26 protein-coding genes are annotated in these 24,731 nt (G+C 63.1%); 13 read left to right on the forward strand and 13 right to left on the reverse strand.

Annotated features, from left to right (window positions below; translation table 11 throughout):
- Positions 1 to 4 precede the first annotated feature (4 nt).
- Complete coding sequence (locus tag AF337_RS36435; RefSeq protein ID WP_049735923.1) at positions 5 to 1,054, forward strand: aldo/keto reductase; 1,050 nt, start codon at positions 5 to 7, stop codon at positions 1,052 to 1,054.
- Between the two features lie 186 nt (positions 1,055 to 1,240).
- Here the strand turns inward: AF337_RS36435 and copM are convergent, their stop codons facing one another.
- The 3 genes from copM to AF337_RS36450 form a co-directional block, all read right to left on the reverse strand.
- Positions 1,241 to 1,600 carry a CopM family metallochaperone gene (gene copM, locus AF337_RS36440; RefSeq protein WP_049735924.1) on the reverse strand — a complete coding sequence of 120 codons (360 nt, stop codon included), beginning with the start codon at positions 1,598 to 1,600 and terminating at the stop codon, positions 1,241 to 1,243.
- Positions 1,601 to 1,676: 76 nt separating this feature from the next.
- Positions 1,677 to 2,045: a hypothetical protein gene (locus AF337_RS36445; RefSeq protein WP_049735925.1), complete on the reverse strand. Its 369-nt coding sequence runs from the start codon at positions 2,043 to 2,045 to the stop codon at positions 1,677 to 1,679.
- 80 nt (positions 2,046 to 2,125) lie between these two features.
- Positions 2,126 to 2,881 carry a hypothetical protein gene (locus AF337_RS36450; protein WP_049736039.1) on the reverse strand — a complete coding sequence of 252 codons (756 nt, stop codon included), beginning with the start codon at positions 2,879 to 2,881 and terminating at the stop codon, positions 2,126 to 2,128.
- Positions 2,882 to 3,016: 135 nt separating this feature from the next.
- Between AF337_RS36450 and hisS the strand changes: the two genes are divergently transcribed.
- The 3 genes from hisS (at position 3,017) to hisG (ending at position 6,528) form a co-directional block, all read left to right on the forward strand.
- The gene (gene hisS / locus AF337_RS36455; RefSeq protein ID WP_049735926.1) at positions 3,017 to 4,537 is read left to right on the forward strand and encodes a histidine--tRNA ligase; all 1,521 of its coding nucleotides are present in this window, start codon (positions 3,017 to 3,019) and stop codon (positions 4,535 to 4,537) included.
- 177 nt (positions 4,538 to 4,714) lie between these two features.
- Complete coding sequence (locus tag AF337_RS36460) at positions 4,715 to 5,836, forward strand: ATP phosphoribosyltransferase regulatory subunit (RefSeq protein ID WP_049735927.1); 1,122 nt, start codon at positions 4,715 to 4,717, stop codon at positions 5,834 to 5,836.
- Positions 5,833 to 6,528 carry an ATP phosphoribosyltransferase gene (hisG, locus tag AF337_RS36465; protein ID WP_049735928.1) on the forward strand — a complete coding sequence of 232 codons (696 nt, stop codon included), beginning with the start codon at positions 5,833 to 5,835 and terminating at the stop codon, positions 6,526 to 6,528. The genes AF337_RS36460 and hisG overlap by 4 nt, the downstream gene beginning before the upstream one ends.
- Positions 6,529 to 6,609: 81 nt before the next feature.
- Here the strand turns inward: hisG and AF337_RS36470 are convergent, their stop codons facing one another.
- Complete coding sequence (locus AF337_RS36470) at positions 6,610 to 7,023, reverse strand: DoxX family protein (protein WP_049735929.1); 414 nt, start codon at positions 7,021 to 7,023, stop codon at positions 6,610 to 6,612.
- A 211-nt stretch (positions 7,024 to 7,234) separates the two neighbouring features.
- Between AF337_RS36470 and AF337_RS36475 the strand changes: the two genes are divergently transcribed.
- Positions 7,235 to 7,945, forward strand: coding sequence for a glutathione binding-like protein (locus AF337_RS36475; protein WP_049735930.1), 711 nt, complete (start codon positions 7,235 to 7,237; stop codon positions 7,943 to 7,945).
- Between the two features lie 62 nt (positions 7,946 to 8,007).
- On the opposite strand, the gene AF337_RS36480 is transcribed toward AF337_RS36475, so the two are convergent.
- On the reverse strand, positions 8,008 to 8,454 hold the full coding sequence (locus AF337_RS36480) for a hypothetical protein (protein ID WP_049735931.1): 447 nt from the start codon (positions 8,452 to 8,454) through the stop codon (positions 8,008 to 8,010).
- 331 nt (positions 8,455 to 8,785) lie between these two features.
- Here AF337_RS36480 and AF337_RS36485 point away from each other — a divergent pair, with 331 nt between their 5' ends.
- Positions 8,786 to 9,058 carry a hypothetical protein gene (locus AF337_RS36485; protein ID WP_049735932.1) on the forward strand — a complete coding sequence of 91 codons (273 nt, stop codon included), beginning with the start codon at positions 8,786 to 8,788 and terminating at the stop codon, positions 9,056 to 9,058.
- 64 nt (positions 9,059 to 9,122) lie between these two features.
- Here AF337_RS36485 and groL read toward each other — a convergent pair whose 3' ends face one another.
- Both groL and groES read right to left on the reverse strand, forming a co-directional pair.
- Positions 9,123 to 10,763 carry a chaperonin GroEL gene (groL, locus tag AF337_RS36490; protein WP_049735933.1) on the reverse strand — a complete coding sequence of 547 codons (1,641 nt, stop codon included), beginning with the start codon at positions 10,761 to 10,763 and terminating at the stop codon, positions 9,123 to 9,125.
- A gap of 71 nt (positions 10,764 to 10,834) precedes the next feature.
- Positions 10,835 to 11,131, reverse strand: coding sequence for a co-chaperone GroES (groES, locus tag AF337_RS36495; RefSeq protein ID WP_003545797.1), 297 nt, complete (start codon positions 11,129 to 11,131; stop codon positions 10,835 to 10,837).
- Positions 11,132 to 11,416: 285 nt separating this feature from the next.
- On the opposite strand from groES, the gene AF337_RS36500 reads away from it, so the two are divergent.
- On the forward strand, positions 11,417 to 12,265 hold the full coding sequence (locus AF337_RS36500) for a TIGR01459 family HAD-type hydrolase (protein WP_049735934.1): 849 nt from the start codon (positions 11,417 to 11,419) through the stop codon (positions 12,263 to 12,265).
- 14 nt (positions 12,266 to 12,279) lie between these two features.
- Complete coding sequence (locus AF337_RS36505) at positions 12,280 to 13,263, forward strand: bifunctional riboflavin kinase/FAD synthetase (protein ID WP_049735935.1); 984 nt, start codon at positions 12,280 to 12,282, stop codon at positions 13,261 to 13,263.
- 27 nt (positions 13,264 to 13,290) lie between these two features.
- On the opposite strand, the gene AF337_RS36510 is transcribed toward AF337_RS36505, so the two are convergent.
- Together AF337_RS36510 and AF337_RS36515 are read right to left on the reverse strand one after the other, a co-directional pair.
- Positions 13,291 to 13,749: a type II toxin-antitoxin system VapC family toxin gene (locus AF337_RS36510; protein WP_049735936.1), complete on the reverse strand. Its 459-nt coding sequence runs from the start codon at positions 13,747 to 13,749 to the stop codon at positions 13,291 to 13,293.
- The gene (locus AF337_RS36515; protein ID WP_049735937.1) at positions 13,746 to 14,009 is read right to left on the reverse strand and encodes a type II toxin-antitoxin system Phd/YefM family antitoxin; all 264 of its coding nucleotides are present in this window, start codon (positions 14,007 to 14,009) and stop codon (positions 13,746 to 13,748) included. The genes AF337_RS36510 and AF337_RS36515 overlap by 4 nt, the downstream gene beginning before the upstream one ends.
- Before the next feature lie 343 nt (positions 14,010 to 14,352).
- Here AF337_RS36515 and ileS point away from each other — a divergent pair, with 343 nt between their 5' ends.
- Both ileS and AF337_RS36525 read left to right on the forward strand, forming a co-directional pair.
- Positions 14,353 to 17,280, forward strand: coding sequence for an isoleucine--tRNA ligase (gene ileS, locus AF337_RS36520; protein ID WP_049736040.1), 2,928 nt, complete (start codon positions 14,353 to 14,355; stop codon positions 17,278 to 17,280).
- A 131-nt stretch (positions 17,281 to 17,411) separates the two neighbouring features.
- Entirely contained in the window at positions 17,412 to 18,041 is a 630-nt protein-coding gene (locus AF337_RS36525; RefSeq protein ID WP_049735938.1) for a hypothetical protein, read from the forward strand.
- A 228-nt stretch (positions 18,042 to 18,269) separates the two neighbouring features.
- On the opposite strand, the gene AF337_RS36530 is transcribed toward AF337_RS36525, so the two are convergent.
- Complete coding sequence (locus AF337_RS36530; protein WP_049735939.1) at positions 18,270 to 18,707, reverse strand: nucleoside deaminase; 438 nt, start codon at positions 18,705 to 18,707, stop codon at positions 18,270 to 18,272.
- Between the two features lie 90 nt (positions 18,708 to 18,797).
- Between AF337_RS36530 and AF337_RS36535 the strand changes: the two genes are divergently transcribed.
- The 3 genes from AF337_RS36535 to AF337_RS36545 are packed head-to-tail and all read left to right on the forward strand — an operon-like array spanning position 18,798 to position 22,341.
- On the forward strand, positions 18,798 to 20,906 hold the full coding sequence (locus tag AF337_RS36535; protein ID WP_049735940.1) for a pseudouridine synthase: 2,109 nt from the start codon (positions 18,798 to 18,800) through the stop codon (positions 20,904 to 20,906).
- A complete protein-coding gene (gene rsmD / locus AF337_RS36540; protein ID WP_049735941.1) occupies positions 20,887 to 21,447 on the forward strand; it encodes a 16S rRNA (guanine(966)-N(2))-methyltransferase RsmD in 561 nt (186 codons plus the stop codon). The genes AF337_RS36535 and rsmD overlap by 20 nt, the downstream gene beginning before the upstream one ends.
- A gap of 12 nt (positions 21,448 to 21,459) precedes the next feature.
- Complete coding sequence (locus AF337_RS36545; protein WP_049735942.1) at positions 21,460 to 22,341, forward strand: patatin-like phospholipase family protein; 882 nt, start codon at positions 21,460 to 21,462, stop codon at positions 22,339 to 22,341.
- Positions 22,342 to 22,345: 4 nt separating this feature from the next.
- Here the strand turns inward: AF337_RS36545 and AF337_RS36550 are convergent, their stop codons facing one another.
- The 3 genes from AF337_RS36550 to AF337_RS36560 form a co-directional block, all read right to left on the reverse strand.
- Positions 22,346 to 22,801, reverse strand: coding sequence for a copper uptake system-associated protein (locus tag AF337_RS36550; RefSeq protein WP_049735943.1), 456 nt, complete (start codon positions 22,799 to 22,801; stop codon positions 22,346 to 22,348).
- Between the two features lie 12 nt (positions 22,802 to 22,813).
- Positions 22,814 to 24,187 (reverse strand): PepSY-associated TM helix domain-containing protein, encoded by a 1,374-nt coding sequence (locus tag AF337_RS36555; RefSeq protein ID WP_049735944.1) that lies wholly within the window; start codon positions 24,185 to 24,187, stop codon positions 22,814 to 22,816.
- Between the two features lie 88 nt (positions 24,188 to 24,275).
- Positions 24,276 to 24,683, reverse strand: coding sequence for a hypothetical protein (locus tag AF337_RS36560; RefSeq protein WP_049735945.1), 408 nt, complete (start codon positions 24,681 to 24,683; stop codon positions 24,276 to 24,278).
- Positions 24,684 to 24,731 lie beyond the last annotated feature (48 nt).

A 24,731-nucleotide genomic window follows, 5' to 3' on the forward strand; every position in this document is an offset into this window, starting at 1 on the left:
GACCATGCGTTACAATCAACTCGGAAATACGGGACTTTTCGTCTCGGAAATCTGCCTGGGCACGATGACCTTCGGCGAAGCCAAACAGGGCACCATGTGGGGCGCCATCGCCGATGTCGACCAGAATGCCGCCGACCGGATCGTCGAGCGCTCGCTCGCCTCAGGCGTCAACTTCATCGATACGGCCGACGTCTACTCCGCCGGCGAGTCCGAAAGGCTGCTCGGCCAGGCGCTGAAGAACCTCGACGTCCCCCGCAAGGACGTCGTCATCGCCACCAAGGTCTATGGCGTCATGGGGGACAAGCCGAACGACCGCGGCGCCTCGCGCGGCCATATCATGGATTCCGTCGAGGCGAGCCTGAAGCGCCTGCAGACCGATCATATCGACCTCTATCAGATCCACGCGACCGATACGGTGACGCCGATCGAGGAGACGCTGCGAGCTCTTGACGATTTGGTTTTCCGCGGCCTCGTGCGCTATATCGGCGTCTCCAACTGGCAGGCTTGGCGCATTTCCAAGGCGCTCGGCCTCTCCGAACGCCGCAGCTTTGCCCGCTTCGAGACGGTGCAGGCCTATTACTCCATCGCCGGCCGCGATCTCGAACGCGACATCGTGCCGATGATGCAGGAGGAAAAGCTCGGGCTGATGGTCTGGTCGCCACTCGCCGGCGGTCTCTTGTCGGGCAAATACGGTCCCGGCGCGCCCGGTAACGGCGAGGGCCGCCGCGCCAGTTTCGACTTTCCGCCGGTCGACAAGGACAAGGCCTGGGCCTGCGTCGCCGTCATGCGCGAGGTTGCCGAAAAGCACGGCGTCAGCGTTGCCACCGTGGCGCTTGCCTATATCCTCGCCAAGCCTTTCGTCACCACGGTTATCATCGGCGCCAAGCATGTCGACCAGCTCGACCAGAACCTTGCGGCCGTGAAGTTGAAGCTCGACGGTGACGATATGTCGAGGCTCGACGAGGTGAGCGCCCTTGCCCCCGAATATCCGGGCTGGATGCTGTCGCGACAGGCAGCCGGCCGCCGGCCGGTCGATTTCGAGCCGAAGGATTGAAAGCGCCGTGAACTTGCGGAACGCCGGATATTCCGGCGTTCACATTTCTTGCAAACCTCGCTCTTTACTCGGCGTCGTCCTCGGCCTTGTGCCGAGGATCTGCTGCACTCGTTGCAGATGCTCGGGACAAGCCCGAGCATGACGAAAGAGGAGTGGACGACTTTATCGGCAATCAAGGACGGCTTGTTACTTGCCGTGGGCCTTCAGCCAGGCGTTCATCTCGGCGATCTCGGCCTCCTGCGCCTTGATCACCCCTTCGGCGAGTTTGCGGATATCGGGATCCTTGCCGTATTGAAGCTCGACTTTCGCCATGTCGATCGCGCCCTGATGGTGCGGGATCATGCCGCGGACGAAATCCGCGTCGGCATTGCCGCTATATTCGATCATCATATCCTTGTGCATCTTGTCGTTCGCCTTGCTGAAGGCCTGGCTGGATGCATCGTGGCTGCCCATCGGCTTGCTCATGTCCATGGACATGTCTTCGGCAAAAGACGGGGCGGCGACGATGGCGAGCATGGCGGTAAGCGTGATGATTTTCAAAGACATGAGAGTTCCTTCCTCTGTCTGACAATAGGTTTTCCAGGCAGCCGAGGCCGCCCATTCCGTATGGAGGGATGCGATGTCAGGACAATCGGGGAGGGGGCGCCTGCGGGGCCGGGCGGTTATCATCCAGGGCACGGGCAAGCGCCGGCGCAGGATAGGCGAAAACAGGCTTTGCATTGTCTGCGACCAACATCGCCGGCGGCAGCAGCAGGCAGGCGGCACAAAGCGGCATATGCGCCGCGTTGCCGGTGGCGCAGGGATCCTTCATGGGAGCGGCCTTGCCGCTCGCATCGGGCATTGCCATGCCGGCCATTTGATGGTGCATGCCGCCCGCCTCGGCGGCACTAGGCGCGTTCATCGACGCGCAGGTCGGACAGCCCGCCCAAGCGGACATGGCGCTGTAGACCAGCCAGCTGAGAACCATCGTGACGAGGGCGAGCGTGCGCATGGTCCTTCATATAGGGGAATGCCGGCCGGAAGCCAATCCGGCTGGCGGTGAACATTCGGTGACCGCATCGTCATTGCCTCTCACCAGGCGGCAATCACCTTGTGCTCGATCCGGTAATCCCGGCTCTCCTCGCCGAGCGGCGCCACCGGCCATGTCCAGGCTGCTTTTGACGGCGGCGGCGGGACGCCGTGCAGCAGGTCGGCCTCCTCGTGCGTGCGGCCGTTGCGGTCGATGACGGCATAGGCGATGTCGCTCACCAGGCAATGGCGACAGGCAAGCCCCGCAAGCCCGGCCAGATGCGCCGCAATCAGCCTTTCCACCGTGTCTTCAGGCATGCCGCCGGCCTCGGCCTCGTAGCGCCGTTTCACGCCGCGGCCGATCTGCGACAGGAGGTTGGCCGAAACCACGAAATCGAGATAGGGCACGGTGCGCAGGAAGCCGAGCGGTTCGGGCGCTCTGCCGGCGGCGAGATCGTCATAGCCGGAGAGATCGCGCTCGATCAGCCTGACATTGCGATAGCCCTTGGCCGTCAGCCACAGACGCAGCGAGGCGAGATGGACCAGATCGACCAGCACGACGGTGTCGAACTCGCGCGCCAGCTCTTCGATCGGCACGTCGCGCAGCAGGCCGGAACCGAGCACGACGGCGGTCCGCTTCTGCCGGAGACCGGCCGCCGCCGCGCGGATCGCATTCCGGCTCATCTCTTCATGTTCGGCCCAGTCCTTGGAACAGCGCCCGGCCCGCGACCAGAGATTGACGGAATAGCGGATGAACTTTCGATAGGGCTTGCCGGTAAATGGCAAAGTCGCCGCATAGAGAAGCGCCTCGGTGATCATGAGTATTTCCGCATTTCTGATGGACGCCTCTGCTTCAATCGATTCTGCCTGCGGCTTCAAGACCCTTCGCCCTTGCCGCTCCCGGCCCGATCGGTTAGGAAACCGCCACTGTCACAGTCAGCGGAATTCCCGGAAATGAACGACAAGCAGAAGAAACCGCAAAAGCTCAAGGCCCGCCTGCCGCGCGGCTTCGTCGACCGGACGGCCGGCGATATCCGCGCCGTCAACGAGATGACGGCAAAGATCCGGGAAGTCTACGAGCATTATGGTTTCGATCCGCACGAAACGCCGCTGTTCGAATATACCGATGCGCTGGGCAAATTCCTGCCCGACAGCGACCGGCCGAACGAGGGCGTCTTCTCGCTGCAGGACGACGACGAGCAGTGGATGTCGCTGCGTTACGACCTGACGGCGCCGCTCGCCCGCCATGTCGCCGAGAATTTCAACGAGATCCAGCTGCCCTACCGCACCTATCGCGCCGGTTACGTCTTCCGCAACGAGAAGCCGGGCCCCGGCCGCTTCCGCCAGTTCATGCAGTTCGACGCCGATACGGTCGGCGCGCCGGGTGTCCAGGCCGATGCCGAAATGTGCATGATGATGGCCGATGCACTCGAAGCCCTCGGCATCAAGCGCGGCGACTACGTCATCCGCGTCAACAACCGCAAGGTCCTCGACGGCGTGCTCGAGGCGATCGGTCTCGGCGGCGACGACAATGCAGGCCAGCGGCTCAGCGTGCTGCGCGCCATCGACAAGCTCGACAAGTTCGGGCCTGAGGGCGTGGCCCTGCTGCTCGGTGCCGGCCGCAAGGATGAGTCCGGCGACTTCACCAAGGGCGCCGGCCTCGACCAGGCGCAGATCGACAAGGTGCTATTCTTCGTCGGCATCAAGAACTATGCCGAAAGTGCAGAGCGCCTGGCCGAACTCGTTGCCGGAACCTCGAAGGGCGCTGAAGGCGTCGAGGAACTGAACTTCATCGGCGCGCTGGTCAAGAGCGCCGGCTATCAGTCCGACCGCATCAAGATCGATCCCTCGGTCGTGCGCGGCCTCGAATATTATACCGGCCCGGTCTACGAGGCCGAACTCGGCTTCGACGTCACCAACGAAAAGGGTGAAAAGGTCGTCTTCGGTTCGGTCGGCGGTGGCGGCCGTTATGATGGCCTGGTCTCCCGCTTCATGGGGCAGCCGGTTCCGGCAACCGGCTTTTCCATCGGCGTCTCCAGGCTGATGACGGCGCTGAAGAACCTCGGCAAGCTCGGCGCCAGCGAAGTGATCGAGCCGGTGCTGGTCACCGTCATGGATGGCGATGTCGAGGCGATGGGCCGCTATCAGAAGATGACGCAGCAGTTGCGCGCCGCCGGCATCCGCGCCGAAATGTTCCAGGGCAACTGGAAGAAGTTCGGCAACCAGCTGAAATATGCCGACCGCCGCGGCTGCCCCGTCGCCATCATCCAGGGCGGCGACGAACGCGCAACCGGCGTCGTGCAGATCAAGGATCTGATCGAGGGCAAGCGGCTTTCCGGCGAGATCGAGGACAATGCCAGCTGGCGCGAAGCGCGTGTGGCACAGGAAACGGTGCCGGAAGCCGACCTCGTCGCCAAAGTGAGGGAGATCCTTGCGGCGCAGGCGGAGGATCGGAAGAGGGCAGGCGATGCGTGATAGACCCCTCCCCAACCCCTCCCCACAAGGGGGAGGGGCTTCAAGCGGCGCCGCTCTGCCCAACTCAACGTTCGCTTCACCGACGATGTTATTGATGTGTTTCGACGGTCGCAGCGGGTTAGTCCCTCCCCCCTGTGGGGAGGGGTTGGGGAGGGGAATTTTCTCAGGAGGGATGCAATGCCCCTGATCAACCTCCCCGAATTCTCCGCCGACCTGCTGGCCGAATTTGACGCCCGCAACGTCGAGCGCATCGATACGCCTGTCATTCAGCCGGCCGAGCCGTTCCTCGACATCGCCGGCGAGGATCTGCGCCGGCGCATCTTCATGACCGAGAGCGAAACCGGCGCCAGCCTTTGCCTGCGTCCCGAATTCACCATCCCTGTCTGTCTGCGCCACATCGAGACGGCGACCGGCACGCCGAAGCGTTACGCCTATCTCGGCGAGGTTTTCCGCCAGCGCCGCGACGGTGCCAATGAATTCTACCAGGCCGGCATCGAAGATCTCGGCGATATCAACATACCGAGCGCCGATGCCCGCGCCATCGGCGACGCCACCGGCATTCTCGCCCGCCTGCTGCCGGGCCGTCGCCTGTCGGTGACGCTTGGCGACCAAGCGGTGTTCGAAGCCGTCGTCCAGGCGCTCGGCCTGCCGCTCGGCTGGCAGAAGCGCCTGATCCACGCCTTCGGCAACATGACGCAGCTGGAAGCGCTGCTGGCCGGCCTCGTCAGCCCGCAATTCGTCACCGGTCTCGACGACGATATCGCCAGGCTCGTCGCATCGGGCGACGAGCAGGCGCTCATCGCTCATATCGAGCAGGAAATGCAGACGACGGGTTATTCGACCAATGCCGGCCGCTCGCCGCTGGAGATCGCTCGAAGACTCAAGGAAAAGCTCATCCTGTCTGAGACGCGCCTCGACGATGCGGCCTTCCATGTGCTGGAAGAGTTCCTGTCGCTCGACGTGCCGCTCGTCAATGCGTCGGCGGCGCTCGCCGGTTTTGCCGATGCTGCCGGCCTGAAGCTCGGCAATGCACTCTCCCGTTTCAACGGTCGCGTCGGCGCCCTTGCCGATGCCGGCGTCGATCTGTCTTGCCTGGATTATCGCGCCGCCTTCGGACGACCGCTCGATTATTATACCGGCCTCGTCTTCGAGGTGACGGTTGAGGGTTCGACGGCGGTTCTGGCCGGCGGCGGCCGCTACGATAAGCTCTTGACCTTCCTCGGCGCGACGGACCGCATTCCGGCCGTCGGCTTCTCCTTCTGGCTCGACCGCATCGAAACCGAAAGGGCAGCCGCATGACCATCACCATCGCGCTTCCCTCCAAGGGCCGGATGAAGGACGACGCCTCGGCGATCTTCGAGCGTGCCGGCATGCCGATCACGGCCGTCGGCAACGACCGCTCCTATCGCGGCCGCGTCGAAGGCTGGGACGATGTTGAGGTCGCCTTCCTCTCGGCCTCCGAAATTTCCCGCGAGCTCGGCAACGGCACCGTCGATTTCGGCGTTACCGGTGAGGATCTGATGCGGGAGGGTTTTGCCGAAGTCGACAAGCGCGTCGATTTCTGTGCCCGCCTCGGCTTCGGCCATGCCGATGTCGTCGTCGCCGTGCCGGAGATCTGGCTGGATGTTGAGACCATGGCCGATCTCGGCGATGTCGCCGCCGATTTCCGCGCCCGTCATTCCAGGCGCCTGGCCATCGCCACCAAATACTGGCGGCTGACCCAGCAGTTCTTTTCGAGCCAGCACGGCATCCAGCTCTATCGCATCGTCGAGAGCCTCGGCGCCACCGAGGGCGCGCCTGCCTCCGGCTCGGCCGATATCATCGTCGATATCACCTCCACCGGCTCGACGCTGCGCGCCAACCGCCTGAAGGTGCTCCAGGACGGTGTCATCCTGCATTCGCAGGCCTGCCTGGTGCGCGCCCGCAAGGAAAGCCATGCCGACGAACCCGTCGTGCAGGCAATTATCGAAGCGGTGCGCGCGGCTCTCTGATTTCGGCCATCAATGCATAAGAGAACCCGCCGTCAATTCAATGACGGCGGGTTCTGCATGTCTGGGAGGATGTCTGCTGGATCAGGCAGCCGCATAGGCGCCGCGGCGGGCGTCAATCGAATAGGCACCGGCACCGACTGTGGCGAGCAATACATACGCGCCGGCAAGCGTGATGTTCTTCATGACCATGATCTGGTTGAGAATATTCACGAGTTCCGTGCCACTTGCGTAGGGCAGATGGAAGGCAACGCCCGTGAAGACACAGAAGGCGGCGAGCAGCCAGCCGGCGATACGGACCTGGAAGCCGGTGAGAACCGCAAGGCCGGCCAGCAGTTCGAAAAGGCCTGCGACATAGGCCAACAGGGTTGCTGCCGGCAGGCCGGCACCGGCGATCATGCCCGCAGTACCGGCAGGATCGGTGAGCTTCATGAAGCCGGAAAGGATGAACATGAAAGACAGAAGAATACGGGCAATCAGGATAATGGCGTTCGACATGGATGCTGTCTCCGTTGAATGGCTCTGGAGATCTTGGTGCCCCGGCACCGTGTGGACCTCGGATGCCTCCTATGTCGCTCTTTTCCGGCGTTATGGAAAGATAAACAGATGCGGACAGTTTGTTCAATAATATGGAACGATGCGCTGCCGACCGCCGCTTGCCTTTGGCGCGTCCGGTCTCTTATGGTCGGCGCCCAATAAGGAGAATCCGATGGCAGATCTGTCCGCATTTCCGATCACGGCGCGCTGGCCGGCTAGAAATTCCGACATCATCCAGCTCTATTCCCTGCAGACCCCGAACGGGGTGAAGGTATCGGTCGCGCTTGAGGAACTCGGGCTCGCCTATGAGCCGCATTACATTTCCTTCGCCGTCAACGAGCAGAAGTCGCCGGCATTCGAATCCCTCAACCCGAACGGCCGCATTCCGGCGATCATCGATCCGAACGGCCCGGGCGGGAAGCCGATCGGCCTGTTCGAATCCGGCGCCATCCTGCTTTATCTCGCGGAAAAGACCGGCAGGCTCATCCCCGAGGACGCCGCCGGCCGCTACGAATGCATCCAGTGGGTGTTTTTCCAGATGGCCGGCATCGGCCCGATGTTCGGCCAGTTCGGACATTTCTACAAATTCGCCGCCGACAAGGTCGCCAACAATTCTTATCCGGTGGAACGCTACCGCGACGAGTCCAAACGGCTGCTCGGCGTGCTCGAAGGCCGGCTGAAGGGCCGGCAGTGGATCATGGGTGATCAATATACGATCGCCGACATCACCACCTTCACCTGGGTTCGCGGCACCGACATCTTCTATGGCGGCCGCGAGGTTCTCGACTATGCAAAATTCCCCGCCGTCATGGACTGGCTGCAGCGCTGCATCGCCCGCCCGGCCAGCGAGAAGGGGCTGAACATTCCGGTCAAGCCGGAGTAACGGACCGCCGGAAAATACAAAGGCCGTCTTCGGGGACGGCCTTTTGCCCTGCAATGCCAGTTTTATCGCGGGCTTGTGATCTGTCTGGAACCTTCAAGCTTGAAGCGCGGAAAGATGAAGACGCCGACCATGCTGCCGCTGTATTTTTCCTCGAGCCCGTTCGACTCGCCCATGCAGAAGAGCGGCTGGCGCAAGCCGTTCGGCATGATGATCGTCGTCGAAAAACAGAAGGAGGAGGAGAGCGTGGCCGCCTGCTCGAACAGCTCCAGGACGTGGCTGCGGTCCTTGCTGTCGTAGCAGCGGATCAGGCTCAAGAGCCCGCAGTCCCGTGCGGAAAGGCCGTGCAGCATCGCGCTCCATTCGCCGAGGCGGAGCATGCCGCTCGACAAATCTCCGGTCCAGGTTTCGGAAATCGAAAACTGAGCCACCATCTCGTCATTTTGATTGTGGTGCTCAAGCGAGCCGGGTGTCAAAGGTACGGCTGCATTGGCTTTGACGATCTTAAACAAGGCGTTCCCCCGTTCGCATGCAGCTCCTCCGCCGCACGCTCGGTAAACACAAAAACAGGATCACGCAGCAGCAGGCATGATGCCCGTGCTTTTACCGGCGATCGTTGCCGCGGCCATCGGGCCGGCGGAACGTCTCTCGCGCCCGTTTGGTGGGCGCGCTTCAATTGCAGCGCGGATTTATAGGGGCTTTTGAACAAACGGCAACGGCTTTTTAAGGGTTGTTCGGATCGGCATTTTTCCGGGGATGCCGGCGTCCTCAGCCTATCCAGCGGGGAAGCAGCGCCGAAACATCAAATTTGCGGGCTTTGGATACGGTTCTACGCGATATGAGGTGAAGAATGGTGCGGCAACGCTGCAATCTCTCACGCAGACCGATGGCCTGAGAAAGCGCGGCAACGCAAGCTTCGCGAAAGCTTCAGCCGGGAAGCGGGCGATGCGCCATGAAATTGCGCACAACGGAGCGAATCGCCGGAGACAAGAAATGGGCGCAAAAGAAAAGGGCGACCCGAGGGCCGCCCTTCCGGATCCGGATGTGCCGGAATGGATGTCAGTGACGGCTTTCGCCTATCACATCATGTCCATACCGCCAGTTCAGCGCGCTTGACGCGCTGAACCATCTTAGATGATGGGCGGTTTTACGGACGATGCTGTGAAAGGCCGTTGGCCTATCACATCATGTCCATACCGCCCATGCCGCCCATGCCGCCAGGCATGCCGGCAGGGGCATCCTTCTTCGGCAGTTCGGCGATCATGGCTTCGGTGGTGATCAGCAGCGATGCGACAGAAGCAGCGTTCTGCAGCGCGGTACGAACGACCTTGAGCGGGTCGACGATACCCATGGAGATCATGTCGCCGAATTCAGACGTCTGGGCGTTGTAGCCGAAGTTGTCTTCATTCTTGTCGAGGACCTTGCCGACAACGATCGAGGCTTCGTCGCCTGCGTTTTCAGCGATCTGGCGAACGAGGGCCTGCAGGGCGCGGCGAACGATGTTGATGCCGGCTTCCTGGTCGTCGTTTGCACCCTTGACGGTGATCTTCGTGGAGGAGCGCAGCAGAGCGATACCGCCGCCGGGTACGATGCCTTCCTGAACGGCAGCGCGCGTCGCGTTGAGCGCGTCGTCGATGCGGTCCTTCTTTTCCTTCACTTCGACTTCCGTCGAGCCGCCGACGCGGATGACGGCAACGCCGCCGGCGAGCTTGGCAAGACGTTCCTGCAGCTTCTCGCGGTCGTAGTCGGAGGTGGTTTCTTCGATCTGGGCCTTGATCTGGGCAACACGGCCTTCGATGTCGGACTTGGCGCCCGAACCGTCGACGATCGTGGTGTTTTCCTTGGAGATCGAAACCTTCTTCGCACGGCCGAGCATGTCGAGCGTGACGCTCTCGAGCTTGATGCCGAGGTCTTCGGAGATCACGGTGCCGCCGGTCAGGATGGCGATGTCTTCGAGCATGGCCTTGCGGCGGTCGCCGAAGCCAGGCGCCTTGACGGCAGCGATCTTGAGGCCGCCGCGCAGCTTGTTGACGACGAGGGTCGCAAGAGCTTCGCCTTCGACGTCTTCAGCGATGATGAGGAGCGGCTTGCCGGTCTGGACGACGGCTTCGAGAACCGGGAGCATCGACTGCAGGTTCGAGAGCTTCTTCTCGTGAAGGAGAATGAAGACGTCTTCGAGGTCGGCGATCATCTTTTCCGGGTTGGTCACGAAGTAAGGGCTGAGGTAGCCGCGGTCGAACTGCATGCCTTCGACGACTTCGAGTTCGGTTTCGGCGGTCTTGGCTTCTTCAACCGTGATGACGCCTTCGTTGCCGACCTTCTGCATGGCTTCGGCAATGTCGAGACCGACCTGCTTGTCGCCGTTTGCCGAGATCGTGCCGACCTGTGCAACTTCCTCAGATGTGGAGATCTTCTTGGCCTTGGCCTGGAGATCCTTCACGACGTCGGCAACAGCGAGGTCGATACCGCGCTTCAGGTCCATCGGGTTCATGCCGGCTGCAACGGCCTTGTTGCCTTCGCGAACGATCGCCTGGGCAAGAACGGTTGCGGTCGTGGTGCCGTCGCCGGCGATGTCGTTGGTCTTCGAAGCAACTTCGCGGACCATCTGGGCGCCCATGTTTTCGAACTTGTCTTCCAGTTCGATTTCCTTGGCGACGGAAACGCCGTCCTTGGTGATGCGCGGAGCGCCGAAGGACTTGTCGATGATGACGTTACGGCCCTTCGGGCCGAGCGTTACCTTGACTGCATCGGCGAGAATGTCGACGCCACGCAGCATCTTTTCGCGCGCGGTGCGACCAAACTTGATTTCTTTAGATGCCATGATTGAAACTCCTCAATTCGAGTGTCCGGGTTCTGGGACCCGTCGGCTACGTCGGAAAGGCCAGCGGCTGATTAGCCGATGATGCCCATAATGTCGGCTTCCTTCATGATCAGAAGGTCTTCGCCGTCGATCTTGACTTCGGTGCCGGACCACTTGCCGAACAGGATGCGGTCGCCAGCCTTGACGTCGAGTGCGACGACCTTGCCGGACTCGTCACGAGCGCCGGAACCGACGGCGACGATTTCGCCTTCCTGCGGCTTTTCCTTGGCGGTATCGGGAATGATGATGCCACCCTTGGTCTTGGCTTCGGACTCAACGCGGCGAACAACGACGCGGTCGTGAAGGGGGCGGAAGTTGGTGCTTGCCATTGTCTAATCCCTCGATCGAATGACATTCGCGGACCGGAGCGGCCCACATGGATAGATGTTAGCACTCCCTTGCGGTGAGTGCTAGCGACGAGCATTTAGGGATGGCTCCAAGAGGAGTCAATGAGAGCCATCACGAATTTTTGTGCCGGAATTGTGAAGAGGCCGGAGAATTGCGGAGATTGCCGCCGAAACCCGCTGCCGCGGGCCGGCCGCGAAGAAAATGCCTTGCCATCGCCTTGCGCCTTTGCAATGTCACCGGTGACTGAAGCAAATCGGGAAATCGGAATGGCCAGGCGGATAGAAAACTTCTCGGAGATAACCGGTCATTATGACGTGGTGCTCTGCGATGTCTGGGGCGTCGTTCACAACGGCGTCGAGCCGTTTCCGAAGGCCGCTGCTGCCCTTGAAGCGGCCCGCGTAAGCGGCGTCGCCGTCGTCCTCATCACCAATTCGCCGCGCCTTTCCTGGCAGGTGGTCGAGCAGCTGCGCCAGATCGGCGTTCCCGACAGCGCCTATGACCGGATCGTCACCTCGGGCGACGTCACGCGCCGGCTGATTGCCGAAGGGCCGAAGACGGTCTTTCTGCTCGGCCCCGAGCGCGACAAGGCGCTTCTCGAAGGCATCGGCGTCGAGCGGGTGCCGGCCGGCGAAGCGCGATCGCTGGTCTGCACCGGCTTTTTCGATGATGAGACCGAGAAGCCGGAAGATTACACCGAGATGCTTCTGGATTTCCAGGCGCGCGAGGTGCCGATGATCTGCGCCAATCCCGACCTCGTCGTCGAGCGCGGCCATCGCATCATCCCCTGCGCCGGCGCCATGGCCGCCTATTACGAGCAGCTTGGCGGCAGCACCCGCATCGCCGGAAAACCGCACCAGCCGATCTATGAGGCGACGCTCGCCGCTGCCCGCGAGCTTCGCGGCGATTTCCCTGTCGAACGTGTGCTGGCAATCGGCGACGGCATGCCGACCGATGTGCGCGGCGCCTTGAATTACGGCCTCGACCTTCTCTACATCAGCGGCGGTATCCATGCCAAGGAATACACCTTGAACGGCGAGACCGACGAGGCGATCCTCAACGCCTATCTCGATCGCGAAAAAGCCACGCCGAAGTGGTGGATGCCACGCCTCGCATAAAGAGAAGCCAGCCGATGACCGTCTTCCATCGCAATGAAACCCGGGAACCCTTGCCCGCCCATCTCAAGGGCGGCGTCATCGCCATCGGCAATTTCGACGGCGTGCATCGGGGCCACCAGTCGGTGCTCAGCCGCGCGCTCGAAATCTCCAAGGCGCGCGGCATCCCCGCGCTGGTGCTGACCTTCGAGCCGCATCCGCGCACGGTCTTCCGGCCTGAGACGCCGGTTTTCCGCCTGACGCCCGCGCCCCTGAAAGCCCGCATCCTGGAAACGCTCGGTTTCAGCGCCGTCATCGAATATCCGTTCGACTACGAGTTTTCGCAGCGCTCGGCCGATGATTTCATCCATTCGATCCTCAAGGACTGGCTCGGCGCCTCCGAGGTCGTCACTGGCTTCGATTTCCATTTCGGCCGCGGCCGCGAGGGCGGTCCGGCCTTCCTGATGAATGCCGGCCAGACCTACGGCTTCGGCGTCACCCTGATCGATGCCTTCCGCGACGAAAACGCCGATGTCGTCTCTTCGAGCCATATCCGCGCGCTTTTGAAGGAAGGCAGCGTCAGCGAAGTCGCCGGCATGCTCGGCTACCGCTATACTGTCGAAGCCGAGGTGATCGACGGCGAGAAGCTCGGCCGGCAGCTCGGTTTTCCCACCGCCAACATGCGCCTGCCGCCGGAGGTGGAACTCGCCGCCGGCATCTACGCCGTCCGCTTCCGCCGCCAGGACGGCACGCTGCACGACGCCGTCGCGAGCTACGGCCGCCGTCCGACGGTGACGGAAAACGGCGCGCCGCTGCTCGAAACCTATCTTTTCGATTTCAGCGGCGATCTCTACGGCCAGCGCTGCGCCGTCTCCTTCTTCGGCTATATCAGACCCGAGCTGAAATTCGACGGCCTCGATCCGCTCGTCGCCCAGATCAAGCGCGACGAGGAGGAGGCTAGGGCGCTGCTATCGGGTGTGACGCCGCTCGGCGAACTCGACCGGAAGCTTTGTTTTTCCTGAGGTCGCCGTCAGCGTGGCTGTGATCGGCTATCTCCGGCTCAAGGGAAATTGAGCGGAATCGTTCGTCCACGGATCGAAGACATCAGCGCCGGAGAAGCGCGTATCCCTGACGTTTCGCGTCACCAGATAGAGATTGTGCTCGATGGCGGTGGCAGCGAGCATCGTGTCGACCACCGACGGCGCATGTCCGGTCCTCAGTTTCACGCGTCCCGAAATGACGCCCCAGCGCCAAATGGCTGCATCGTTCAACGAGAGAATGCGCGTAGAGAATCTCGCCTCCAAAGTATCGCGCGCAGCCGCATAACGATAGCGGTTCTGGTCATCCTCTGGCAGGTTCTCGATGCCCTTGTCATATTCCGCCAGAGTGAGGATGCTGATGAACATCCGCTCCTCGTCTTGAGCCGCAGCCCAGGATTTGACGGAGGGTGCACCGTTCGGATTGATCAGCGCCGATATGACATTCGTATCCAGCAGCCAGCCGATCACAGCTCGGCATCCCGTCCGTAATCGGCCTCCCGCTCGAGATCGAGATCCTTGAGATCGAGGCTCTCCATGAAAGTGACGAAAGGCATTTTCGGTTCGGCCTTGGTCAGCCGGTCGAGCTCTTCGACGCTGATGACGACGACGCTGTCGTGGCCGCGCACCGTCACCCGCTGCGGTCCTTCGCTGTGGGCCCGGCGAACCACCTCGCTGAAACGCGCTTTCGCCTCTTCGAGCTTCCAGCTTTGTTTCGTGATTTTTTTCATGCGCCTCCGCCTGCTGGTCAGATAGTCAGATCATACTACAGGCGACAAGGGTTTTCCAGCCTCTCCACTTTCTTGAGAGGTGGATCGGCGGTAATTCCAGCCATCGGTGCCGATTGCGGCCCCACGAATTCTGCTCTTCCTTTTCCGGGCAAAAACGCCTATGAACCGGCGCTATGACGAAATTTCGGCTGGCGATGACGATGCGAATTATCGGCCCGGCCTTCCGCGCGCGCTAAGCGGCCGGGAGGTCCGGGTTTTTGGCGCTTGGATACAAGCGCTTCCGTCACCAGCTTTTTCACGCCGTTGCGCCCCTTCCTGGGCCGCCAGAAACGATTGTCCCGATATGACCGACACCGCCGAAAAGATCGACTATTCGAAAACCCTCTATTTGCCCGAAACCGATTTCCCTATGCGCGCCGGCCTGCCGCAGAAGGAGCCGGAGCTGGTCAAGCGCTGGCAGGAGATGGGCCTCTACAGGAAATTGCGCGCCTCGGCCGCCGGCCGCGAAAAGTTCGTGCTGCACGACGGCCCGCCCTATGCCAACGGCAACATCCATATCGGCCACGCGCTGAACAAGATCCTCAAGGACGTCATCAACCGCTCGTTCCAGATGCGCGGCTACGACGCCAATTACGTGCCCGGCTGGGATTGCCACGGCCTGCCGATCGAATGGAAGATCGAAGAGGAGAACTATCGCGCCAAGGGCAAGGCCAAGCCGGATCTCAAGGAGCCGGCGGCGATGATCGGATTCCGCCGCGAGTGCCGCGCCTATGCCGAAAAATGGATCAAGGTCCAGGGCGACGAGTTCCAGCGCCTCGGCATCGTCGGCGATTTCGACAACCCGTATCTGACGATGAATTTTCACGCGGAGAGCCGCATCGCCGGCGAGTTGTTGAAGATCGCCGCCAGCGGCCAGCTCTATCGCGGCTCCAAGCCGATCATGTGGTCGGTGGTCGAGCGCACCGCGCTGGCGGAAGCCGAAGTCGAATATCACGATTACGAAAGCGATACGATCTGGGTGAAGTTCCCGGTGAAATTCGTCGTGCGTGACGGCGCGGAAGCAAAGTTCCATCTGCTGGATGCCTCAGTCGTCATCTGGACGACGACGCCCTGGACGATCCCCGGCAACCGGGCGATCGCCTATTCCTCGCGGGTTGCCTACGGCCTCTATGAAGTCACGGCTGCCGAGAATGATTTTGGCCCGCGCCCGGGTGAGAAGCTGATCTTTGCCGATCAACTGGCCGAAGAATCCTTCGCCAAAGCGAAGCTGCAGTACAAGCGCCTTGCCGACGTTACTGCTGCCGATCTTGCCGGGATCACCTGCGCGCATCCGCTCAAGGGGCTCGGCGGCGGCTATGAATTTGCCGTGCCGCTGCTCGAGGGCGACCATGTCACCGACGATGCCGGTACGGGTTTCGTGCATACGGCGCCCAGCCACGGCCGCGAAGACTTTGACGTCTGGATGGCGCATGCCCGCGAGATCGACGCGCGCGGCATCGAGACCAAGATCCCGTTCCCGGTCGACGACGGCGGCTTCTACACGGCAGACGCCCCCGGCCTCGAAGGCGCCCGCGTCATCGACGACAACGGCAAGAAGGGCGACGCCAACGACCGCGTCATCAAGGCGCTGATCGAAGGCGGCGCGCTTTTTGCCCGCGGCCGCCTGAAGCACCAGTATCCGCATTCCTGGCGCTCCAAGAAGCCGGTCATCTTCCGCAACACGCCGCAGTGGTTCGTCTATATGGACAAGACGCTGGCGGATGGAACGACGCTGCGCACCCGTGCGCTCACCGCAATCGACGACACCCGCTTCGTGCCGGCTGCCGGCCAGAACCGCCTGCGCGCCATGATCGAGCAGCGCCCGGACTGGGTGCTTTCTCGTCAACGCGCCTGGGGCGTGCCGATCTGCGTCTTCGTCGACGAACATGGCGCCGTGCTGCAGGACGAGGCCGTCAACCGCCGCATCCTCGATGCCTTCGACGTCGAGGGCGCTGATGCCTGGTTCGCCGAAGGCGCCAAGGAGCGGTTCCTCGGCAACGAGCATGACCCGGCCAAGTGGTCGCAGGTCATGGATATCCTCGACGTCTGGTTCGATTCAGGTTCGACTCACACCTTCACGCTCGAAGACCGCCCGGACCTGAAGTGGCCGGCCGATCTTTATCTCGAGGGCTCCGACCAGCATCGCGGCTGGTTCCATTCGTCGCTCCTGGAATCTGCCGCCACTCGCGGCCGCGCGCCTTACAACGCCGTCCTCACCCATGGCTTCACCATGGACGAGAAGGGCGAGAAGATGTCGAAGTCGAAGGGCAACGTCACGGCACCTCAGGAAGTGATGAAGGATGCAGGCGCCGACATCCTGCGCCTCTGGGTGATGACCTCGGATTATGCCGACGACCTGCGTGTCGGCAAGACGATCATCCAGACCAATGTCGACGCCTATCGCAAGCTGCGCAACACCATTCGCTGGATGCTCGGCACGCTTGCCCACGACAAGGGCGAGGAGATCGCCTTTGCCGATCTGCCGGAGCTGGAGCAGCTGATGCTGCACCGGCTTGCCGAACTCGACGAGCTGGTGCGCGAGAATTACGACGCCTTCGACTTCAAGAAGATCGCCCGCGCGCTGATCGACTTCGCCAATGTCGAGCTTTCGGCCTTCTATTTCGATGTCCGCAAGGATGCGCTCTATTGCGACGCGCCGTCGAGCCTGCGCCGGCGCGCCAGCCTGCACGTCATCCGCCGGATCTTCGATTGCATGGTGACCTGGCTTGCTCCGATGCTGCCCTTCACCACCGAGGAAGCTTGGCTGTCGCGCAACCCTGCCGCCGTTTCCGTGCATCTGGAGCAGTTTGCCCCGGTTGCCAAGGAATGGCGCAACGATGCCCTGGCCGAGAAGTGGAAGAAGATCCGCGCCGTCCGCTCGGTTGTCACCGGCGCTCTGGAAATCGAGCGCAAGGACAAGCGCATCGGCTCCTCGCTGGAAGCAGCACCGGTTGTCCACATCGCCGATCCGGAGCTCATCAAGGCGCTCGAGGGCCAGGACTTCACCGAAGTCTGCATCACCTCGGGCATCACCATCAAGGCGGACGCCGGTCCGGCGGAAGCCTTCCGCTTGGCCGAAGTGCCCGAAGTCGCGGTCGTGCCGACGCTGGCCGAAGGTGTCAAATGCGCCCGCTCCTGGCGCATTACCAGGGATGTTGGTTCCGATCCCGAATATCCCGATGTCTCGGCCCGTGACGCTGCCGCCCTTCGCGAGCTTGCGCTGCACAAGTGAAGAATATTGCCGGGTGAATTGCGCTTTCGCGGTTCATCCGGTAAAAGCTGCCTGAAAATGGCCGGATTTTTGCGTCAGGGGGACGGTTGTCCGGTTGGGCAACGATTGCACCGGTGGCTGGAAGGGTTTTCATGTTCGCAACGCATTGGTTCCGTATGGGCGCCTGCCTGTCTGTTGTCATGGCGGGATGCTCCCTGGTATCCAGCTGCGCCAGCAGCCCGACCTACGGCACCGACAAAACAGCCATGGAGCAGCTGACCGACGACCTCGGCCAGTCCGTCTCGCTGACCGGGCCCGACCCGAAGAACAAGGGCGTCAAGTACACGCCGCGCCCGACGCTGGTGCTGCCGGCCGAGGCGCAGAGGGAGACCCTCGTTGCGCCGCAGCCGACGGTCGCCAACAAGGACAATCCGCAATGGATTGAATCGCCTGAGGAAACCCGCGCCCGCCTGGTTTCCGAGGCCGACGCCAATTCCGACAATCCGAACTACCGCTCGCCGCTGGCAAGCTCCGCCATCGAAGGCGGCCGGCGCACGACGGAAGCCCAGACCAAGGCCTATCGTGAAGCCCGCGCCCTGCAGAAGGGCTCCTATATCGATCAGCGCCGCTATATTTCCGATCCGCCCCCCGGCTACCGCACTGTCGACGATCCGGCAAAGCTTGATGATGTCGGCGAGCCCGAGCTCAAGAAGCAGAAGAAGCGCAAGAAGGATGCGGCGATCGCCAACAGCGGCAAGCAGTGGTGGAACTTCCTGCAATAGCGGCTTTCAGCGCTTAGACGCAGCCTCAGGGATCGGGGAGGGTAGCCCCTCATCCGCCTGCCGGCACCTTCTCCCCGCCTGCGGGGCGAAGGGACATGTTGCAACCTCTCCGTTCCCCACCAGCTTCCTGCAGGGCACGTCCCCTCTCCCCGCGAGCGGGGAGAGGGTTAGGGTGAGGGTGAGGGGCAGCCATTGGCGCGACAGTCGAAGATGGCGACGCGCCTCAGGCTACGGCGCCTCTCTCTTTTGCGAAAAGAACGTCCGCAGGATCTCGGCCGATTGCACCTCGTTGAATCCGGAATAGACCTCCGGGACGTGATGGCAGGTCGGCTGCGCGTAAAATCGCACGCCATTGTCGACGCCGCCGCCCTTCGGGTCTTCGGCGCCGTAATAGAGCCTGCGGATACGCGCAAACGAGATGGCTGCCGCGCACATGGTGCAAGGCTCAAGCGTCACATAGAGATCGGCGCCAACAAGACGCTCCTGTCCGAGCGCTTCGCAGGCCAGCCGGATCGCGGCGATTTCGGCATGTGCGGTCACGTCATTGCGCTCGCGCGTGCGGTTTCCCGAGCGTGAAACGGCGATATCGTCGATGACGACGACGGCGCCGATCGGCACCTCGCCCCGTTCTCCGGCGGCACGCGCCTCTTCGAGCGCCATTTCCATGAAACGATTTGTCTTCACGATCGCACGAATTTCCACTTAACCGCAGATGCGTGACCTGATAGACAGGCCCAAAAGGCAGGCAAACAACAAATGACACCCAAAGACAAGCCAAAACGCCCGGGCGCAAAGCCCTTTTCACGCGACACCGGGCCGAAGGCCGGCGCGAAGTCGGGCGGCGTAAAGCCGGCAAAGGCTGCGACCGCGGCCGAGACCGAAGGCGAGGCCAAGGCCGAACGCATTTCCAAGGTGATGGCGCGCGCCGGCGTCGCCTCCCGCCGCGACATCGAACGCATGATCATGGAAGGCCGGGTGACGCTGAACGGCAGGGTTCTCGAAACCCCCGTCGTCAACGTCACGCTCGCCGACCGCATCGAGGTCGACGGCGTGCCGATCCGCGGCATCGAGCGCACCAGGCTGTGGCTCTATCACAAGCCGGCCGGGCTGGTGACCACCAATGCCGATCCGGAAGGCCGCGCGACCGTCTTCGACAACCTGCCGGAAGAACTGCCGCGCGTCATGTCGATCGGCCGTCTCGATATCAACACCGAAGGCCTGCTGCTGCTGACCAATGACGGCGGTCTTGCCCGCGCGCTCGAGCTGCCGGCGACCGGCTGGCTGCGCCGCTACCGTGTCCGCGCCCATGGCGAGATCGATCAGGACGCGCTCGATAAGCTGAAGGACGGCATCGCCGTCGACGGGGTGCTCTACGGCTCGATCGAGGCGACGCTCGACCGCACGCAAGGCTCGAACGTCTGGATCACCATGGGCCTTCGCGAAGGCAAGAACCGCGAAATCAAGAACGTGATGGGCGCGCTCGGCCTTGACGTCAACCGCCTGATCCGCATTTCCTACGGCCCGTTCCAGCTCGGCGACCTGCCGGAAGGCCATGTCATCGAGGTGCGCGGCCGCACATTGCGCGACCAGCTCGGCCCGCGCCTGATCGAGGAAGCCAAGGCGAATTTCGACGCGCCGATCTATAATGCGCCGGCCGTTGCCGCCGAGGAAGAGGCTGAAGCCGCGGCCCCGGAAAAGCGCGAGCAGCGTCCGCGCCGCGACGAGGACAAGCGCGAACGGGCGCTGAGCCGCCTCGACACCAAGCGCGACGATCGCCGCGGTGGCGGGCGCAAGGATGACGACCGCCGCGATGGCGGCCGCTTCGACGACGATAAGCCGAAACGGCCGCAGCCGCTCGGCCAGCGCCGCAGCGCCAATGTCTGGATGGCGCCGGGCGCCCGGCCGCTCGGCGAAAAGGCGGCCGCGAAAGCCGCCAAGAACGAGCAGACCGCGCGTCGGCGCGGCGAGCAGGCGCCGGCAAAGGGCGCCGGTTTCCACCATATCGAGGATCGCCCGCGCACGCAGATCAACCGCGTGCGCGAGGAGGACGGCGAATGGATCCGCTCGAGCGAGGAGCCCCACCGCAAGGATGAGGGCGAGGGCCGCGGCCGCAAGCGCTCGTTCGGGGATCGTCCGGCCCGCGAAGACCGCGGTTATGGCGACCGCCCGGCGCGCGGTGACCGGCCTTTCGGTGATCGTCCCTCGCGCGGCGATCGGCCGTTCGGCGACAAGCCGCGTGGTGATCGCAAACCCCGTGCAGACGGTGACGAGCGTCCTCGTGCCGCCAGATCTTCCGCGGGTGAGGCCCGTTCGGAGCGTCCGCGCGGCGACCGGCCTTTCGGGGATCGTCCCTCGCGTGGCGATCGGCCGTTCGGCGACAAGCCGCGTGGTGATCGCAAGCCGCGGGATGGTGACGAGCGGCCGCGTGCCGCCAGAGCCTCCACAGGCGAGGCCCGTTCGGAGCGTCCGCGCAGCGACCGGCCTTTCGGCGATCGTCCCTCGCGTGGCGACCGCCCCTTCGGCGACAAGCCGCGTGGTGATCGCAGACCGCGCGAGGACGGCGACGAGCGCCCGCGCGCAGCCAGAAGTTTTGCCGGCGAAGGCCGCTCCGAGCGTCCGCGTGGCGAAAAATCCTTCGGCGACAAATCTGCGGGTGGCCGGCCTTCGGGCGATAAGCCGCGCGGCAAGGGCTTTGGCGCCAAGCCGGGCGGGCCGAAGAGTTTTTCCGGTAAGCCGAAGGGCGCCAAGCCAGGCAGTGACAGGTCGGGCAATGACAGGCCGGGCGGCGACAGGCCTGCGGGCGGCCCGTCCAGAGGTGGTGCAAAAGGAAAGGGAATGACGCGCGGTGCGGATCGTCGGCGGTGAGTTTCGCGGACGGCCTCTCGCCGTGCCAAAATCCAACGAGATCCGGCCGACTGCCGACCGGACGCGCGAGAGCCTGTTCAACATATTGAGCCATGCCTATCCGGAATGCGTCGACGGCACCCGGATACTCGACCTTTTTGCCGGAACCGGCGCCGTTGGCCTCGAAGCCGTGTCACGCGGCTGTCGCCATGCGCTCTTCGTTGAAAACAGCGTCGAAGGCAGGGCGCTGCTCTGGGAAAACATCGATGCGCTCGGCCTGCACGGCCGCACGCGTATCCTGCGCCGCGATGCGACCGATCTCGGCAGCGTCGGCAATCTCGAAGCCTTCGACGTGCTGTTTGCCGACCCGCCCTATGGTAAAGGCCTCGGCGAAAAGGCGATGGCGGCCGCGGCCGCAGGCGGCTGGCTCAGGCCCGGTGCGATCGCGGTGCTCGAAGAACGCGCCGATATTGTCGTTTCCGTGCATCCTTCCTATGTTTTCCTCGAAGACCGCATCTTTGGCGATACGAGGGTGCATTTCTTCCGGTATCAGCCGCAATAAGCGGGGGCGGGCGTGCAGCAGGCAGAGATCATCAGCCCGAAACTGCCTGCGATCAGCGACCTTCCGACGGTCGCCGTCGCTTTCGGCGGCGGCGGCGCGCGCGGACTTGCCCACATCCATATCATCGAGACGTTCGACGAACTCGGCATCCGCCCGGTGGCGATATCGGGTTCGTCGATGGGCGCGATCATGGGGGCCGGCATGGCCGCCGGCATGTCCGGGGCCGAAATCCGCGAACATGCGCTGACGACGGTCGGCAACAAGACGGCGGTCGTCGCCCGCATCTGGGGCCTGCGGCCGGCGACGGTGCGCGATGCGGTGGCCAAGGGTATCCGCATCGGCCAGTTCAATCTGGAGCGGATCCTGAAAGCCTTTCTGCCGGCCGAGCTGCCGGCCCGCTTCGAGGATCTGCTGGTGCCGATGAAGGTCATCACCACGGATTATTACGGGCAGAACGAAGTCATCATCGAAGAGGGCGAGCTGTTTCCGGCGCTTGCCGCCTCTTCCGCCATTCCCGCCGTCTTCATGCCGGTGCGCCTGCGCGGCCGGGTGATGATCGACGGCGGCATCAGCAATCCGGTACCCTATGAACCGCTGATGGATCTTGCCGACATCGTCGTCGGCATCGATGTCGTCGGCGCGCCGGAAGGCGACGGCACGCATATTCCGAACCGCATGGAGAGCATCTTCGGCTCCGGCCAATTGATGATGCAGACGGCGATCACGCTGAAGCTGAAGCTCTGCCAGCCGCACATCTTCCTGCGCCCGGCCGTCGGCCGCACCGGCGTCATGGATTTCCTCAAGGCCCGCGAAGTCCTGGCCATGTCCGCCGGCGTCAAGGACGAACTGAAATTCGCCCTCGACCGGGAAATCGAAGCGCGGCTGAAGCGCTGAAGCGCTATTGGGCGTGGCCCTCATGGCCGCCGCCCGCGCCATTCGATGCCTCGTTCATCATCATGACCGTGCCCTCGAAGCTCGAGAGCAGTGCAAGCGTGGAGGAATCGATGTTTGCCTCGGCATCCCGCAGTTTCGCAGCCAGCGCGGTCGCGTCATTCGCCGAAAGCCCGATCTTCTCCAGCGTACCGGCATCCTTCAGACTGTCGCCGCTGCAGAGATAGATGCTCCAGCCATGATGCGCCTTTTTCATCAGAGCGCGTCCGCCGCGTCCGTCCTGCCGCCAGCCGACGATCGCCCAATCGGCCTGAACGGCGACGACCGGCGTGAGGTCCAGGGGCTTGTCCACCGTTTCGAACATCAGCTTCAGCCTGGCCGGGATCGCCTGCTGCGGATCGTCGTCTGCGGAGGCCATGGATGCGAGCAGCACGCAGGCAAGAAGAGCAACGATCGTCTTCATCTTTTGGTCTCCTCAGGCGAGAACGCGTTTCAACACGGGGATTAACCGCACGACGATCTGGTCGAAGGCGATCATGGCTACGATGGCGAGGCCGCTCATCGGGAAGGCGAGGGCAAAGATCCCGGTAATCAGCCACAGGCCGTAATAGACCGAGCGCTTCGGCGGCATGGTCGGCACGCCGAGCCGGCCGGCCGGGCGCCGTTTCCACCACATGATGACACCGGTCACGCAGCTCAGAATTATTGCGAGGCAGGTCGCGAGCATCAGCAGCTGGTTGAAACGCCCCCATTCCTGTCCCTGGTGGACATTGATGCCCCACTCGATCGCCTTGCCGAGGAACGGATACTGATTGAAGCCGATATCGATCAACGGTTTGCCCGAATACTGGTCGATATGGATCGTGCGTTCGTCGGCGAGATCGTCGGGATAGAGCGAGGCGGTATAGACGCCGGTCTCGTCGGAGGGGATCGCCATGTCGAAGCCCGGCGCCATGCCCAGCCGCTTGGCAATCGCCACTGCTTTGTCGAGGCCGATCGGCTCGGCCGATTGCGCAGCGGCGATATCCGAAAGCGGAACCGGCGCCTTCGCGACGATCCAGCCGCTCTTCGGCAGGATGTCCTCGGTGACCTTCTGCGACTTCGGCACGTCGTCCCAGAGCTGAACGGGATAGCCGAGGCCGTGTTCGGTCAGCCAGGCATTGGCGTTCGCCCCCCAATAGCCCGACCACGGCATGCCTGATATCGCCAGGAAGAAGATCAGGACGCCGGCGAAGGCACCTGTGACCGCATGCAGGTCACGCCAGAAAACCCGGCGGCCGGGCGTTCCCCGCACGCTGACGACACCGCCCGTCTGGCGGCGCGGCCACCACAGATAGATGCCGGTGACGACGAGCACCATGGCAAAGCCGCCGGTGACCTCGATCAGCCGGTTCGGTATGCCGCCGAAATAGGCCAGGCTGTGGATGCGCTTGACGACATGATTGAACTCGTCGGTCGATCCGACCACATCGAGCACCTTGCCGTCATAGGGGTTGACGAAGACCAGCGTCGCGCCGGCATCGCCGGCGACGGTGACGATGGCCGATCGCTCGGGCAGGGCCGGTTCCTTGTAGGAGCTTGCGGACGAGCCCGGCACCGCGGCAGCGGCGATCGCTGCGATCCGCTCGGCCGGCAGCGCCTGGCCGGAGGGCTGGACGATGTAGCGGTAGCCGAAGATGGTTGCGTTGATCTCGTCCTTGAAGAGATAGAGCGACCCGGTCACGGCCAGATTGAGCATGAAGGGTATGACGAGAAGCCCGGCAAAGAAATGCCAGCGCCAGATGGCGCGGTAGAGCGAAACGCCGCTGGCGGCGTGCTGCGCCGGTTCGGCGGCAGTGATAGTCGACATGAAGATGGATCCGTATCGGCGACAGGCTGCGGGAGCGCAGTTCAGCCGGCGTTGAAGGCGCGTCACGGCGCCTGCCGCAACACGAGGTTCAGGTCAGGAACGGATCGGAAGGGGGAGCGCGGGGACCTGAGTTGGGCGGGAAAAGCTGGCGATGAAAGACCTCGGCCCGGATCGGCAGTTCGACCGCGACCGCAAAGCCTACGGGAGCGCCTGCCACATCCATCGGCGCCGGCAGCAGCGTCGAGGCGCCGATCCGGCAGGCCTCGCAACCATGCGAATGGGTTTTGTCGTGCTGGCCTTGATCGGACTTGTCGCTGACGGTGACGCAAAGCGTCGGCAGCGTTCCATCGGGCAGCACATATTGGGCGAGTTCAGCCGGACCGGACCGGCCGGCGGCGGCGTTGGGAGCCTGATGGGCGAATGCGATAAAAACGAGCGCGGCCGCGCACAGGATGCGCAGTGCCCATTGCTCGATCTGTCTCGCCCGTTTGATCAACTGTCCCTCTCCGATCGCCCGCTGATAAACGCCGCCGGGTTCATATTC

Origin of the sequence: Rhizobium ecuadorense (assembly GCF_001187535.1) — a bacterium.
GTDB lineage: Bacteria > Pseudomonadota > Alphaproteobacteria > Rhizobiales > Rhizobiaceae > Rhizobium > Rhizobium ecuadorense.